The organism is Shewanella sp. CAL98-MNA-CIBAN-0140 (genome assembly GCF_040309905.1).
Lineage (GTDB): Bacteria > Pseudomonadota > Gammaproteobacteria > Enterobacterales > Shewanellaceae > Shewanella > Shewanella psychromarinicola.
Window position 1 is genome coordinate 26,120 of sequence record NZ_JBEOPI010000011.1, and the last position, 14,880, is coordinate 40,999.

The 14,880-nt window shown below is 40.6% G+C and carries 14 protein-coding genes; 2 read left to right on the top strand and 12 right to left on the bottom strand.

Translation table 11 applies throughout. The features are described 5' to 3' along the window. Positions 1-210 precede the first annotated feature (210 nt). Together AAEY93_RS07625 and AAEY93_RS07630 are read right to left on the bottom strand one after the other, a co-directional pair. Positions 211-1,497, bottom strand: coding sequence for an NAD(P)/FAD-dependent oxidoreductase (locus AAEY93_RS07625; RefSeq protein ID WP_124012203.1), 1,287 nt, complete (start codon positions 1,495-1,497; stop codon positions 211-213). A 272-nt stretch (positions 1,498-1,769) separates the two neighbouring features. Continuing rightward, positions 1,770-2,108, bottom strand: a complete 339-nt coding sequence (locus tag AAEY93_RS07630) for a P-II family nitrogen regulator (RefSeq protein WP_101034580.1) — start codon at positions 2,106-2,108, stop codon at positions 1,770-1,772. A gap of 226 nt (positions 2,109-2,334) precedes the next feature. On the opposite strand from AAEY93_RS07630, the gene AAEY93_RS07635 reads away from it, so the two are divergent. Next, complete coding sequence (locus AAEY93_RS07635) at positions 2,335-2,856, top strand: GspH/FimT family pseudopilin (protein WP_351075886.1); 522 nt, start codon at positions 2,335-2,337, stop codon at positions 2,854-2,856. Positions 2,857-3,000: 144 nt separating this feature from the next. After that, positions 3,001-3,522, top strand: a complete 522-nt coding sequence (locus tag AAEY93_RS07640; RefSeq protein ID WP_351075888.1) for a GspH/FimT family pseudopilin — start codon at positions 3,001-3,003, stop codon at positions 3,520-3,522. Positions 3,523-3,573: 51 nt separating this feature from the next. Here the strand turns inward: AAEY93_RS07640 and AAEY93_RS07645 are convergent, their stop codons facing one another. From AAEY93_RS07645 to ileS, 10 genes are all read right to left on the bottom strand, one after another. Beyond that, on the bottom strand, positions 3,574-3,882 hold the full coding sequence (locus AAEY93_RS07645; protein ID WP_351075891.1) for a TapY2 family type IVa secretion system protein: 309 nt from the start codon (positions 3,880-3,882) through the stop codon (positions 3,574-3,576). Then, entirely contained in the window at positions 3,879-4,274 is a 396-nt protein-coding gene (locus tag AAEY93_RS07650; protein ID WP_351075894.1) for a type IV pilin protein, read from the bottom strand. Before AAEY93_RS07650 ends, AAEY93_RS07645 begins: the two co-directional genes overlap by 4 nt. Positions 4,275-4,289: 15 nt before the next feature. Continuing rightward, positions 4,290-7,799, bottom strand: coding sequence for a pilus assembly protein (locus AAEY93_RS07655; RefSeq protein ID WP_351075896.1), 3,510 nt, complete (start codon positions 7,797-7,799; stop codon positions 4,290-4,292). Positions 7,800-7,801: 2 nt separating this feature from the next. Further along, complete coding sequence (locus tag AAEY93_RS07660; RefSeq protein ID WP_351075899.1) at positions 7,802-8,245, bottom strand: pilus assembly PilX family protein; 444 nt, start codon at positions 8,243-8,245, stop codon at positions 7,802-7,804. A gap of 67 nt (positions 8,246-8,312) precedes the next feature. Next, positions 8,313-9,278 (bottom strand): PilW family protein, encoded by a 966-nt coding sequence (locus AAEY93_RS07665; RefSeq protein WP_351075902.1) that lies wholly within the window; start codon positions 9,276-9,278, stop codon positions 8,313-8,315. Continuing rightward, positions 9,275-9,832, bottom strand: a complete 558-nt coding sequence (gene pilV / locus AAEY93_RS07670; protein ID WP_351075904.1) for a type IV pilus modification protein PilV — start codon at positions 9,830-9,832, stop codon at positions 9,275-9,277. The genes AAEY93_RS07665 and pilV overlap by 4 nt, the downstream gene beginning before the upstream one ends. 268 nt (positions 9,833-10,100) lie before the next feature. Further along, positions 10,101-11,060 (bottom strand): 4-hydroxy-3-methylbut-2-enyl diphosphate reductase, encoded by a 960-nt coding sequence (ispH, locus tag AAEY93_RS07675; protein ID WP_124012212.1) that lies wholly within the window; start codon positions 11,058-11,060, stop codon positions 10,101-10,103. Between the two features lie 12 nt (positions 11,061-11,072). Then, on the bottom strand, positions 11,073-11,516 hold the full coding sequence (fkpB, locus tag AAEY93_RS07680; protein WP_124012213.1) for an FKBP-type peptidyl-prolyl cis-trans isomerase: 444 nt from the start codon (positions 11,514-11,516) through the stop codon (positions 11,073-11,075). A 2-nt stretch (positions 11,517-11,518) separates the two neighbouring features. Further along, a complete protein-coding gene (gene lspA / locus AAEY93_RS07685; RefSeq protein ID WP_351075908.1) occupies positions 11,519-12,031 on the bottom strand; it encodes a signal peptidase II in 513 nt (170 codons plus the stop codon). Positions 12,032-12,043: 12 nt separating this feature from the next. Then, positions 12,044-14,866, bottom strand: a complete 2,823-nt coding sequence (gene ileS, locus AAEY93_RS07690) for an isoleucine--tRNA ligase (RefSeq protein WP_351075911.1) — start codon at positions 14,864-14,866, stop codon at positions 12,044-12,046. Between the last annotated feature and the right edge of the window lie 14 nt (positions 14,867-14,880).

Genomic DNA, 14,880 nt, shown 5'->3' on the forward strand with positions numbered 1-14,880 from the left:
TCTCTGATTTAAGTACAACATCATTGTCATACCTTAGGTTAACAAATAATTAATAACTGAAACTACCAAGTTAAATCTTAAATTCAAGTACATTTAGGCTAAATTGCGTCAATAATCACCAAGTGACCAATTCTTGTCCAAAAAAGCTTTGTATTCAATAAAAAAGTATACAATGGGCGCTGATTATCGATTTATTAGCCGGGTAATCACCTAATGCAATTTCAGTTTAGGACGTTGCCAGCGAAGTAGCTTTTGCGCAATACGGTATACAGAAGCGGAGAACCAGCCATATAAACTGGCTAAATGACGTTGGTAAAGCGAGATATACATCAAACGTGCAACGTGACCTTCAACAAAAAAGTCTCCCGAACGAAGGTTACCCATTAAATTTCCAACCGCAGAAAAACGACTGAGCGATACCAATGAACCATAGTCTTTATAAACGAAAGGTTTTTCTGGTTGAAGCTTCATCTTTAAACAAATATTGTCATATAGGCGATCGGCCATTTGGGCAGCTGCTTGGGCTCTGGGTGGTACGGGTTTACCTGATGGTAAAATTAATTGAGCACAGTCACCTAAGGCGTAAATATCATTAAGGCCTTTAACATGCATACACTCATCTACATCGATTTGATTACGTGGCGTAATAGGTAATTGGGTGAAATTTTCAAAGACCTTTGGACCTTTAACACCTGCTGCCCATACTTTTATATTGGCTTTAATCGTCTCACCTGTCGCAGTAACAAAGCCTTCTTTAGTCACTTCTTTAACCTGCACACCTAAGTGCAATTTTACCCCTAATTTTGACAGTACAGTTTGTGCCCTCGAACTGACTTGTTCAGGTAATTGGGGAAGGATTTTAGTGGATGCTTCAATTAGGTTTATATCTAAATGATCTTTGGAGATATTTTGATAACCGTACTCCCTTACAGACTCAATAACATGATGGAGTTCAGCGGCCAGCTCGACGCCTGTTGCACCGGCACCTACGATACCGATCCCTAATTGGTCTTGAGTTTCATTAAGCTGTAAGAGTGCATCCATAAGCTTATGGTGAAAAAGATTTGCACTGTCTAAACTGTCTAAGAAAATACAATGTTTTTCAGCGCCCGGTGTATTAAAGCTATTTGAAACCCCGCCTAATGCAAGCACAAGAGTATCGTATTCAATACTGCGCGCGGCAATGATCATCTCGCCTTCATCGTTATACACTGGAGCAAGTTGAATTTGCTTAGTGCTTGGGTCGCATTGTTCAATTGCGCCACGGATATATCGATAACCATTCTTTAATCCGTGATCTCGATATTGCAGGCCTTCAATTGATTGATCAATCACACCAACGGCAACTTCATGTAACTTGGGTTTCCAAATATGGATGGTATTTTTATCAATCAGACTAATATCGATTAACGGACTTTTACCAAATTTACGTCCCAATTTGGAAGCCAATGCTAACCCTGCAGCTCCGCCACCGACAATAACAATTCGTTGAACCATACATTACCTCAGCGATACCCTATGCCAGCAACTATGTAACCTAACTGTGGATAATAAACGGTTATCAAACAGCCCTTTGCTGCGCGGCCAAAGTTGCACCTACTTAAAATGGGCCCGCTATTGACGCGTCAATACGTCTTGCGATCAAAACACATGGCGAGTTTGATGCTGCAGACTTGAAATAAAGTCGTTTTAACAATTTATTCCATCTCTTATCCAGAGTTGAGGTTAACTAAACAAAATGTACAAGTGAAAAAAAGGCCCTGTGGGCCTTATACTGCTTCTTCGTTTTCTTCACCGGTACGAATTCGAATGACTCGCTCAACGTCGGTTACAAATATTTTACCATCACCAATCTTTCCCGTTCTGGCGATATCAACAATAACATCAATCGCTCGCTCAAGAATTTCATCTTGAATAACCAATTCGATTTTTACTTTTGGTAAAAAATCCACCATGTATTCTGCGCCACGATAAAGCTCGGTATGACCTTTTTGACGGCCAAAACCTTTGACTTCAGACACTGTCATACCCGTAATGCCAATTTCAGCAAGTGACTCACGCACATCATCAAGTTTAAATGGCTTAATAATCGCTTCGACTTTTTTCATTAAATACTCCTGTCATCGGCTAAGTTGTTGATTAAGCATTTGTCCTGATTACAGTTTATATGCTTACTAATATTATTCAAATATCTTACTTGAAAGCGCAGCCAATTGTCGCGGCTATTTTACGTATTTATGAAAAGATATTTCGCAGCAAACTTGCTGTTCATTTTCTATACTAGGTTAAGTTTTACTGCAGGACGCAGCCGACAACGTTTAAGGATGAACCAGTATGACATTTTCCATTCGAGCAAAAGGCTTTAGTCTGATTGAGTTAATAGTAACTATGCTGATTGCCACACTAATTTCACTCATCGCAATTCCCTCATTTACTGCATTAATTGAACAAGTCAGGGCAAGTAGTAATATTAAAGTGATCCAACAGACCATTCAATTAGGCCGAAACATGGCAATCAGTTATGGCTCGAGGGTAACAATTTGCCCTTTAGTCGACAATTTGTGTTCATCGGATTGGAGTATTGGGTTAAGTGTATTTATTGACCATGGGCAAAAAAACCAACTTGATGCCCGTGATCGCTTACTCCAACAAACATCTCCTTTTCATGAAAATGATTATATCGACTACAACCGTCCCGCTATTAGATTTCAACCCGATGGATTGGCTTCAGGCACTAATGGCACATTAACGTATTGCCCCAGCTCTGTTGACAGTCCTTATTCAAAAGCGGTAATTGTTAATCAAGCTGGTAGGGTAAGAGTATCAAACAAGAAAAATATAGAGTGTAAATTTTAACAAAGTGTAAAATGAGAAAACATAAAATAATAGAGATTATCGATAAAGAATTAATTAACAGTGATGTCTGCAAATAGTCAATAAAACACTGTCATTCATGTTGCGCTTGGTTATACTCTGTTTTATATAGCAGAGGAATTGCGCATGAAAAAAATACAATCTGGATTTACCCTAATAGAATTGATGGTGACCATTACCGTTGCTGCAATACTGTTAGCTATTGGCGTGCCATCGTTAACAAGCCTCTATGAAGGTATAAGAGCAAGAAGTGTTATCAGCACCATTGAATCCTCGTTTGTATTTGCCCGTAGTCAAGCCGTTAGTTACGGAAGCAGAGTTTCTGTCTGTCCTATGACAACAACGTCGTGTGGGAGTGACTGGACAAATGGATTTAGTGTATTTATTGATAATGGTACTCTTGGGTCAATGGATACAACCAATGGTATTGCTGATGTGATTCTACGTAAAATGGATGCGTTTAATAGTAACGACTTTATCAAATCAGATTTGGCGCGATACAGTTTTAACCCTGATGGCATGATAGCTAATGGTAATGGTACCTTCAGCTATTGCCCTGGCGCTGCCGATAGCGGTTCATCCGAGGCCATAAGCATAAGTGCCTCCGGTAGAGTATCTAAAGTGACTTCTTCCGTGAGTTGTAATTAATAAAAAGGCTTACATTTGTAAGCCTTTTTTTACATCTATAAATAGGTAGTGTTAATAAGTTCTTTGTTCATCCAACTCACGTATAATTACATCTTTAAATACTTCATCTTCTGTAATACATTCTACAACTCGTCTAACCTTGAGACGCTCATTTGTTATTGTCGATACATACTTAGATAGCAATGAACTTTGTTCCTCAACTTTTAATGCCCCATCCCATACAAACAACGCAATATTTGAACCATTAGCCGTTTCAATGTGGCACTTATAAGGAGTGAGTATGGTGCCCTCTTCTACGGCTATAGCGGTTGAACTAATCCAAATGGAGAGAGTAGTAATTAACATTATGGTTATTTTCATTTCCAACACTCCGTAGGTGATTTGGTGCCTGTTGAAGTTAATGATATCGTTGCGCAAACAGTATCTCGAGAAGCTTGTACACCAACGGCTGTAGCTGTCACGGTGTAATCATCTCCACTCAAGGTTGTATCAACTTTATAATATGTATTTTCAACAACCCAAGGATCTGCAGACAAACCAAGATTAGTCATATCGGCTGTAAAGTTACGATGATCCAGATAAAACTGCTCCTGCAAGTTTGCAACACGCATAACCCCTGCTAAACCATCACCACGAGCACCTTTGGCAACAAATTGAGTATAACTTGGATAGGCAATTGAAGCTAAAATACCCACTATCACGACAGTGATCATCACTTCAATTAATGTAAATCCGAACTGTAACTGCTTCATTATTTTTACTCATTCCTACTCATCAATATGATAATAAATTTTGTTAACGCCAGGTCCAGGACCAATACACTTATTATCACCTCCTGCACACCCATCACTACCAGTATCGTCAACTTTTTCCATTTCATCACCAGCAGAACCAATACCAATTAAATACATATAACTATCTGATGTTCCATTCGGCGGTATGACTAACTGAGGCGTATCTGGTACTCGATCGCCCATTTCTAAATATTCTTGGGTATAAGAGCGGGTTCCTTTATGTAAATCAAAACCATATAATCTGCCTTGCCCTGTGGCTAAACATTGGTTTGCTGAAGTATTATCTCCAGGAACATAAGAGGTAAAGTACACTCGTCCTAGAATGATTGTCGAGGCTGATAAACTTTTTTCACCTGATGAAGTAAAGTTATAATACCAACCACGTTTAGTACCAAATTCAATATTGTCATCTTCTGATGTCGGTGGTGTAGAAGATACATTATATAAATTTGCTAACTCTAACGGAGTAGGGATTTCTTTATCTGCATCTCCGGTAAACGATTTAGTGACTACATTGCGATCTTGTAATACAAAGAACTTGTCTGAACGAGTTTTATCTAAAGGATGCGATCTGTGGCCACTTCCTACCGTGACTGCATCATAAGGGATATTCTGATAAGTCAGACTTGTGGTTGTATTACTTTCCGAATCAGTGACTGATACCTCAGAGATATTGGTGAATACCGTTTGTGCCACAGCAGGTTCAGCAAAAAATCGTCTATCAGTAGCTTGCGTAGAACCGCCTAAACTCGCAAACTTAAACGCAGTCCAAGGACTCGTTGAACTAGAGGGTGATGCACTAGGTAAATCCATACGCCAAATATTAGCGCCGGTATCAGTAGCATATAATCTATCGGTTAGACCATCGTTATTACTGTCTAAAATTGCAACACTATTAGGGATACTGTCAACAATACTGGGTAATTTGGTTTTGTTGGTTCCAGTGGATGTTCCAAATTGATGTACTAAAGCGCCTGTTTCAGCATTTAAAACATAAACACTGCGACCGGTAGTGTCATCTGTACCAACACTAGAACCATCTTTAGTGGAAGGATTATAACCCCCTCCGATGATGATCACTGGTGACGCAGTATCAGCTGATGTATTTCCAGCAGGCACGCCTGGAATAAACGCAACAACCGGTTCAGCCCAAGATTGTCCCATGTCTGCCATGCCTGATGAACCAGGATCAACTTTCCACATAAACGAGGGAGAATCTGGGTTGGTAATATTGAGTGCATAATAAGATTTACCCCCTCGACGCATCCCAAAAAATAACCACGCCTTCTCCACGGCTCCAGATGCACTTCTCTTGATATAGGATACTGGCGAACTGTCTATACCATAAACCGAATGAACACCAGTAGGAACGTTGGCTCTAAGCTCTCGTAAGTTTGGTAGCAAGTCTTGTGGCATAAAGGCCCAAGACTCTTCAACAGTGCTGCCATTATCTTTAAACATATGCAAAAAGCCAGCATTGGTGCCAAGCAAAACTCTTATATCAGGTGATCCTTCTGTACCATAATTAATTGCAAGGGGTTTTGAATGTAATGGGTCTCCCATAATGTCTGAGCGTTTGTCTGTTGTTGAACCGTCTTTGTCCTCATCATCAACATCGATACCCGTAGCCCAATCGAATAATTTGGTCAATTCGGTTTTATCAACCCCCATAAAGGTTGCCAATGATGTTTCACTAGTAATACCAGGACTACTTGCAGCATTTGATTTAGTAAATGCTTTTAAGGAACCATCACTACCAAAGTTACCGTATAGAGTCCTATTGGGGGTATTTTGAAGCTTGGTTAAGGTGCCACCAATTTCGACATTATTGCCATCACCTCCACCACTAGTTGCGCTACAGACGGAGTTATCAGTCCAATATGAACATGCCGAAGAGGCTAAGTTTCCATCATCATCTATGGCATTATCACCATTCTTATCGACAACTTCACCAGAACCTGTAACAGTAAACTTTTTAAGGTTCCCCACCCAACGAGGGCCTTCATTAGGTAAAAACATAGCATAGTACACGGACTCGAGTGTCTGCGTTCTATCAAAATTATTACTCGAAATTGAAGGGGAAGTAAAACTAGAATTAGTTTCTAAGATATTGGAGAAAATCGATTGTAACGCTTCTTGTAATTTTTGAGCATTAGCAGCAGAGTAGGTAGCCCCACCACCTCGAGTAGCTGTTTCTTGCAAAATAGCCGCGACTGAACTTGCATCAGACCCAAAACCGATGGTGTAAGTCGATACTGTTTGGGTCCCATCAAGGCTTGTATTGACATCATTTTTATTTAACCAACCAGCAAGAGCGGGCAAGAAACTACCAGAGTATTTATCTGAATCAGAAATACCAGAAAGATTTTTAACTAAATTATCCGCGCCACTATCTCTCGTGGGCGCCCCATCAGTTATGTAAATAACATAAGCTTTGTCTTGACATTGTTTACCCACAAATGGAGATATATAACTTCCACTAGACTCTATTGAAGTATCTCTATGGGGCGTTCTAGTGGGGTCATCATTGCCATATAAAACACTTTTCCCTGAAAAATAATGATAAGCCTCATAAAGACTTTCACATAATGGTGTCCAAGTGTTTGAGGGAAGTGAACTAATTGTTGAAAGTAAACTGGGTTTATTTGTCTCATTATTGGGCGCAATACCATAAACGATACGTCCGCCATCGTCATAGTTAAACACTGACAACCCAAAATCCACACTTGGCGTTGTTACAATAGTGTCTTCTATAACACGTTTTGCAACCGCTATTCGCGAATAAGGATGCTGCTCTTTTGCGCTATGATACCAGTTTACATATTTTTCAGTGAACAGAGTAATGGGCTGGCCAATACCAAAATTGGTTAGCTTTGCAGTAGCGATTGCAGCATCAACCTCTGCAGTAGTAGATGAACCGTTGATAGGTGTATGTCTTTTGGGAACTGCTGATGTACCTAGTCCATCAACTGGGAAACCATTAGTTACTGCACGATTAATATAATCTCTTTCCGCAATGTCTTCATAACAATCGGTATATTGAATGCTAGTTCCATCGGTTAATGGTAACTCGGACCACTCACCGTTTTCACCTATATATTTATGTTCACGTATATAGCCTGTAAACATACCATAGTCTTCTAAATACTTTTCTCCTACATCACATCCGTTTTTTTCATTCAAAAAATATTGATTACTGGATGCTAATGGTATGCTACTAGTATTACGCGTAAAAAATAACTTGGTATTTTTTTTCAGTCGTCCGTTAGAATTGACATTCTCATTTTCGCGTTCGTAAGGGTCATCTGTTTTAAAGTTTGTATCCATACTGCCGGATGTATCAAAAACAATCAGCACTTGCGGTTTTGAACCAGTACGCGCTGTCGACTCAAGCACGTATAATTCGGTGTCATCGGCGAAGCTAATTGATGAGTATGCCAATATGGCAAAAAGTAACGTATATAATAATTGTTTTACAAACATAACTAACTCCCTGTTGTCACTTGTTGTTCAATGCCCACGACGACAGTAACTCGCCCCATATCACTACGGCCAAAAGTTGCGACACTGGAGACTTCAAAACGAAGACACTGAATTGACTTTCCCGAGCTCCCTTTTGGATTTCTTTGGCAACCTACATCAACGACATTCATTGGTGTAATGGTGTTGGTGACACCTAAATCATCATCTACTGTTGTCGAGGTAGTTGTCATCATTGACAATGTCGGACCCGAGTTAGCAGAAAGAGTCTTGTCTTGAGCACCGTGTGCGGATGCCATCGCCTCTATACGTTCAGCGCCTGCCCCCGACATTCTAAGGGATTGAGTTGAGTTAACCGCTAATGCAACACCTATCAATGTCATAAGGACTAATATAATCAATGAGAAAAACAACACTATTCCTCGTTGTTTGTTATACGATTTAATCATGCTCTCACCTTTTCTCATATCCTTATTATAAATAATGCATAAACAGCTCAACGTTCGGACGAAAAACTTAAAGATTTATTAGTATTGGATTTTCTAAAACAATAGTGCTTGAAACGATTTTTCGACGATAGTTATCATTAAGTGGTCCAATAGTTTTGTCACCTAACTTATAGGTATTATCATTTTTATAGGTTCTGTCTTCTTCACTAGAACGCACTAACAAAAATACCTTTAAAGATACTACTCGTTGAAATACCGCATTGTCCCACATTAAGGTCGTCACATTTTGGGCAGGCATATAACTGTTTGCAGTACCATCACCATCGCTATCAAAACCATATAAAATACGCATATTCTCTATGCCTTCGACGAGTTGTTCTTCATTATTCATGCCATTACTAATAGACAGGGTTCTGCGTCTTAATACTGGAGTAATTCCATCGTCTCTAATAAAATAAACATGGTGTTGATATTCCCACAATCTACTATTAACAAGCCCCGGAGCTGCAGAACTACCATTAAAAAAAACGATTTTACTTGATGTTGATGCAGCATAATAGCGAGTTGCTGTTAATACTGTACTGGGAGGGCCAATTAAGCGTTTAATTTGAATGACGTCGGTATTACTATTGGGCGTTATACAAGCCATTGTCTCTGCACTTTCGCCTTGTTCATATCCCCATAAATGGCGAAAGTTAGTGAGCTGAGTCGTATCAGGGAAACTTGCGTTATTCAACCCAGCACCAACGCAATCTGCGGTAACTGCCGTTGCAGAAAATGTACTATTGATATTATTAAAATCGGTGCCAGTAATATCACCCATAAACCCTAACTGACTAAGGTCTCGCTCCATTATAACTAAAGCAATACGGCCATTTTCTTGCAGTTGATTAAATTGGCTTGTGGTGGTCACATTACTTGAAGACATGCTAAACATAGTGAAAAGACCAGCCGTTAAAAATAAGCTGATTAACATAGCGACCATTAACTCTACTAGCGACATGCCTCGCTGACTATCAAATGCTTTTATCATATTATAATCGCCGTATTGACAACCAATGCTCGTCGTCTATCGCTACTAGAACCACACCCTTTAATAAAAGCACTTTTGTCTGCAGTACCATCTGATGACGCTCGTACGCCCTTCCAAGTCATGACTACGGTGACATTATTGCTAGCGTCAATATCAATACAGGCCGTAGGGGAATCTAAACCACCTACATTTTCATTGTAAGATGATTTTTCATTTTCACCTAAAAATGCCCGTTCCCATTGATATAGGTCCCAGTTTCTGGTTTCAATGTTGGTGCAAATAACATTACCACCAACACCAACATCACAAGACTTAGCAGATGTAATCGTTGTTCCAGTATAAGTACCATCGTAAGTAGCTAATTGACCGCTATTGATGCGCATACGATTAATAATATCGTTAACATAATATGACGCTTGAGTTTGCTGAAAAGATTCGAAACTGCCTTTCTTGGCAACTAAATGAAGATTAAAAATACCTATAAGGCCTATCACTAGAATAACCAGTGAGACCATAACTTCAATTAAGGAAAATCCATTCCTTTTACATGACATGAGTGCAAACTCCCCTAATAAGGTCAATAGCAGATACTTTCAACCTTGGATCCTTTACTTGACTTGAATTATTATTATGCATTGATAATAGCTGACTTAAATGTAATCAGATAGTATCAATTTTGTATAATTTCTTATATTAAGCATGATTAAGAGCTCAATACAGTCTTTTCGGTATTATACTCGGTTTATTTTGCAAGTACAAAAAACCCGCAACCAAGTTAGGTTGCGGGTTAATATTGATAGACAGTTGAAACTATTGAAATAATTAGCGTAATTCCGCCGGAACTGCAAACACAGTGTCTTCTTTACGACCTTCAACTTCAGTTATCACACTCGGTGCAAGTGTCGCTATCGCGTTAACAACCTGTTGCACTAACACTTCAGGCGCTGAGGCCCCAGCAGTTACTGCCACTTTCTTCACCCCGTTAAACCAGATTGCTTCAACATCGGCGGCTGTATCAACTAAATAAGATTGAGTACCGGTCTTTTCAGCCAGTTCACGTAAACGATTTGAATTAGAACTATTTTTGGAACCGACAACAATCAATAAATCGACTTCAGCAGACATACTTCTTACCGCATCTTGGCGATTTTGTGTCGCGTAGCAAATATCATCCTTACGAGGTCCTTCAATGGAAGGGAAACGCTGTTTTAGTGCAGTAATGATATCCAAGGTGTCATCGACAGAAAGCGTAGTTTGAGTGACAAAACAGAGGTTATCTGGGTTATTGACCTGAAGATTATTCACATCCTCAGGAGATTCAATAAGATAAACACCACCGTTAGGGTTATCATATTGCCCCATGGTGCCTTCAACTTCTGGATGTCCCTCATGACCAATTAAAATGCACTCAACACCCTTGCGACTTGCACGAGTCACTTGTAAATGTACTTTGGTCACTAGAGGACATGTCGCATCAAACACTTTTAAACCACGGTGTTTTGCTTCTTTTCTTACTGTCTGTGATACACCATGAGCGCTAAAAATAACAATGCTATTGTCTGGTACTTGCTCAAGTTCATCAACGAAAATAGCACCTCGCTGTTTTAGGTTTTCAACCACATAACGATTATGTACGACTTCATGACGTACATAAATTGGCGGTTCAAATAACTCTAAAGCACGTTCTACAATACTGATAGCGCGATCTACCCCTGCGCAAAATCCGCGAGGGTTGGCGAGTAGAATATTAAGCTCAGGAGACGTTGGATCAACTTTTAGCATGTGATACCTTTTTTACTCAGTGATGACACTGACAACTTCAAGTTCAAACGTTATCGTACGTCCTGCTAGTGGATGGTTTAAGTCGACGGTAATTGAATCGCCAGCAGTATCACGAATAATACCCGGTATTTCACTCCCACCAGGACCGCCAAAACTGACAATAACGCCTTCTTCAAGCTCCATATCTGCAGGAAAGCGGCTTCTGTCCATATAATGAACCGCATCTGGATTGGATTCACCAAATGCATCTTTTGCCGCTAAGGTAAATTGGTGCTTATCACCTTCATTTAAGTCTTTAAGCTGGTCTTCAAAAGCCGGACTTAAGCTACCATCACCAATGTTTAAGCGTGAAGGTTTACCTGATGATTTTGTACTTTCAGCTGTAGATCCATCTTCCAGTACAATATTCATATGACACAACAATGAACGACTATCTTGTTTAGTTAAATCTGTCATAGTTACTCTTGCTCCTTCGTTGGCTTTGTCTCGGGTCTAAATGAGTCCCAAATGATCAATGCGGCACCAATAAAGATCCCCGCATCGGCTATATTAAACGCTGGATAATGACTGGTATTCCAGTAAAAATCGATAAAATCAACCACGAAACCATGCATTAAACGATCAATCAAATTACCTAATGCACCGCCAATAACTAACGTAAAAGCGAGGTTGCTGCGCCATAGCGAATAAGACTGCTTACGTAACCAGATCGTTAACAAGGTACTAAAACCGAGAGCAATAACGGTAAACAACCACCGCTGCCAGCCCCCTGCGTCACTTAAAAAACTGAAAGCCGCGCCGTAGTTTCGCACATAAGTGAAATTAAAAAAGGGTAAAAGCTGTATAGACTCATACAAATCAAAATTGGCAAGCACCCATTGTTTGGACAGCTGATCGGCTAAAAACACCAATGCAGCTACCCAATACCAACGCAAGCCACTGTCTTTCCACGTTAATGGTACAGAACTCATGTATATGCTTCCTTAAGCAAAGTCACGGTGTTCGCCTTCACCTTCAATATTGGTCACACAGCGTTGACACAATGTTGGGTGAGCTTCAATGGTGCCAACTTCTTCGCGATAGTGCCAGCAACGCTCGCACTTGTGTGCCGCACTTTTAGCAACCACTAACTTAAGCGAGCTTAATTCAGTTTCGATGGCGTCACTACCCGCTTGTGACATATCGGCAACAGCAGCTTTAGAGGTGATCAGTACAAAACGTAACTCATCACCTACTTTAGCTAACTCAGCGGCTAAATCAGCATCAGCAAACAATGTCACTTCCGCTTCTAATGAACCACCAATACGTTTATCACGACGAGCTTGTTCAAGCACTTTGTTAACTTCGTTACGGACAGCTAATAGTTTCTCCCAGTAATCATCACTTAAATCACTGTCAAGTGTCACCGCTTCTAAACCTTGGTACCATTCTTGGGTAAACACATACTTTTCACGCTTACCTGGTAGCAACTGCCATAGTTCATCAGCAGTAAAGCTTAAAATGGGTGTCATCCAACGTACCATTGCTTCTGCAATATGATAAAGCGCTGACTGGCAACTCCGACGAGCATGACCTTCTTGCTTAGCTGTGTATTGGCGGTCTTTAATAATATCAAGATAAAAACTGCCTAACTCTACTGAACAGAACTGCATCAGCTTTTGAGTCACTAAATGGAAGTTGTATTGATCATACGCTTCAATTATTTCTTGTTGCAGTGCAGCGGCACGACGCACGACCCAACGGTCTAACGCGACCATGTCTTCAGACGGGATCATGTCAGTTTCTGGGTTAAAGCCATTTAAGTTAGCTAACAAGAAACGGGCAGTATTACGAATACGACGGTACGCATCAGCGCTGCGATTTAAAATCTCGTCAGAGACTGTCATTTCGCCACTGTAATCGGTTGCAGCAACCCATAAGCGTAAAATGTCAGCGCCGAGCTTATTGATCACTTGTAATGGGGCTATCACATTACCGACAGATTTTGACATCTTGCGGCCTTTACCATCAACGGTAAAACCATGAGTCAATACTTGCTTATAAGGTGCTTTACCATTCATCGCCGTTGAAATCATTAATGATGACATAAACCAACCGCGGTGCTGATCGCTACCTTCTAAATACAAATCAATTTCATGTCCTTGAAACTCTGGACGCGCAGCAACAACTGAAGAGAATGATGAGCCTGAGTCAAACCATACGTCCAATGTATCAGTGACTTTACGGTACTGATCTGCTTCATCACCTAACAATTCACTTGCATCTAAATCCCACCAAGCTTGAATACCTTGCTGTTCAATGCGATGCGCAACTCGTTCCATTAATGACACGCTGTCGGGATGCAGCTCATCCGTTTCGCGGTGAACAAATAATGTGATCGGTACGCCCCAAGTTCGCTGACGTGAAATACACCAGTCTGGGCGGTTTTCTACCATTTTTTCAATACGGCTTTGACCCCAATCAGGGATCCATTTGGTTTGCTTTATTTCTTGTAATGCTTGCGAACGCAGATCGTGGTTATCCATAGAGATAAACCACTGTGGTGTCGCACGGAAAATAATCGGTGTTTTATGGCGCCAGCAATGTGGATAGCTGTGAAGGTAAGCAACATGAAGTAATAACGCACCTTTCTCTTTTAACAGCTCAACCACATTGGCGTTAGCTTTAAAGACATGCTGACCGGCAAAAAACTCAGTATCGGCTTTATAAACACCGTTATCGCCAACAGGGTTGGCCACTTCCAAACCGTATTTCAGGCCAACAATAAAATCGTCCTGACCGTGACCTGGGGCGGTATGTACAATACCAGTACCCGCATCTGTGGTGACATGGTCACCTAAAATAGCTGGTACATCAAAGGCATAGAATGGGTGGTTAAAGCGCATTAACTCGAGCTCAGCCCCTTTAACTTCGCCTAATAATTGATGGCTTTCAACGCCGTAACGTTCAAGACATGACTCAACAAGCACTTGAGCCAAAATCAATGTTGTGGTTTCACCGTTTTTAACAAACTCAATCAAGCTGTAATCTAACTCGGCGTTTAATGACAATGCACGGTTAGCAGGGATGGTCCACGGCGTAGTAGTCCAAATTGCCATCGCTACTGGTTTAGTATAATTTTCAACGCCAAATTTAGCGGCAACAGCTTGACTATCAACCGCCACAAAAGCGACATCAATAGCCGGAGATGTTCTATCTTCGTATTCTACTTCCGCTTCAGCGAGTGCTGAACCACAATCGGTACACCAATGCACTGGCTTAACACCTTTGTGCAAATGACCGCTATCAATCACTTTTGCCAGTGAACGAACAATGTTCGCTTCAGTTGAAAAATCCATCGTCAAATAAGGATTTTGCCAATCGCCTAATACCCCTAAACGAATGAAGTCATCACGTTGACCGTCAACTTGGATAGCCGCATATTTACGACATTCTTCACGGAATTCCGCTGCAGAAATCTTGACACCAGGCTTACCGACTTTTTGCTCAACTTTCAGCTCAATCGGTAATCCATGACAGTCCCAACCAGGGATATAGGGTGCGTCAAAACCAGACATGGTTTTTGACTTAATAATAATGTCTTTAAGAATTTTATTAACAGAGTGACCAATATGAATGCTGCCATTAGCGTATGGAGGGCCATCATGCAGTATGAAAGGTTTACGGCCAATTCGGCTTTCACGGATCTGTTGATACAGTCCATCTTGCGTCCAGCGAGTTAACATTTCTGGCTCGCGATTTGCCAAATTACCGCGCATCGGAAACTCTGTTTCCGGCAAATTCAAAGTAAATTTATAGTCGCTCATTGATCCCATACCAT

Bases quoted from the DNA above. Each gene is read 5' to 3' on its own strand.
- pilV (WP_351075904.1), bottom strand. From the start codon at position 9,832: ATGTCATGTAAAAGGAATGGATTTTCCTTAATTGAAGTTATGGTCTCA.
- ileS (WP_351075911.1), bottom strand. From the start codon at position 14,866: ATGAGCGACTATAAATTTACTTTGAATTTGCCGGAAACAGAGTTTCCG.
- ispH (WP_124012212.1), bottom strand. From the start codon at position 11,060: ATGCTAAAAGTTGATCCAACGTCTCCTGAGCTTAATATTCTACTCGCC.
- AAEY93_RS07665 (WP_351075902.1), bottom strand. From the start codon at position 9,278: ATGATAAAAGCATTTGATAGTCAGCGAGGCATGTCGCTAGTAGAGTTA.
- AAEY93_RS07645 (WP_351075891.1), bottom strand. From the start codon at position 3,882: ATGAAAATAACCATAATGTTAATTACTACTCTCTCCATTTGGATTAGT.
- AAEY93_RS07660 (WP_351075899.1), bottom strand. From the start codon at position 8,245: ATGATTAAATCGTATAACAAACAACGAGGAATAGTGTTGTTTTTCTCA.
- AAEY93_RS07630 (WP_101034580.1), bottom strand. From the start codon at position 2,108: ATGAAAAAAGTCGAAGCGATTATTAAGCCATTTAAACTTGATGATGTG.
- AAEY93_RS07625 (WP_124012203.1), bottom strand. From the start codon at position 1,497: ATGGTTCAACGAATTGTTATTGTCGGTGGCGGAGCTGCAGGGTTAGCA.
- AAEY93_RS07640 (WP_351075888.1), top strand. From the start codon at position 3,001: ATGAAAAAAATACAATCTGGATTTACCCTAATAGAATTGATGGTGACC.
- fkpB (WP_124012213.1), bottom strand. From the start codon at position 11,516: ATGACAGATTTAACTAAACAAGATAGTCGTTCATTGTTGTGTCATATG.
- AAEY93_RS07635 (WP_351075886.1), top strand. From the start codon at position 2,335: ATGACATTTTCCATTCGAGCAAAAGGCTTTAGTCTGATTGAGTTAATA.
- AAEY93_RS07655 (WP_351075896.1), bottom strand. From the start codon at position 7,799: ATGTTTGTAAAACAATTATTATATACGTTACTTTTTGCCATATTGGCA.
- lspA (WP_351075908.1), bottom strand. From the start codon at position 12,031: ATGAGTTCTGTACCATTAACGTGGAAAGACAGTGGCTTGCGTTGGTAT.
- AAEY93_RS07650 (WP_351075894.1), bottom strand. From the start codon at position 4,274: ATGAAGCAGTTACAGTTCGGATTTACATTAATTGAAGTGATGATCACT.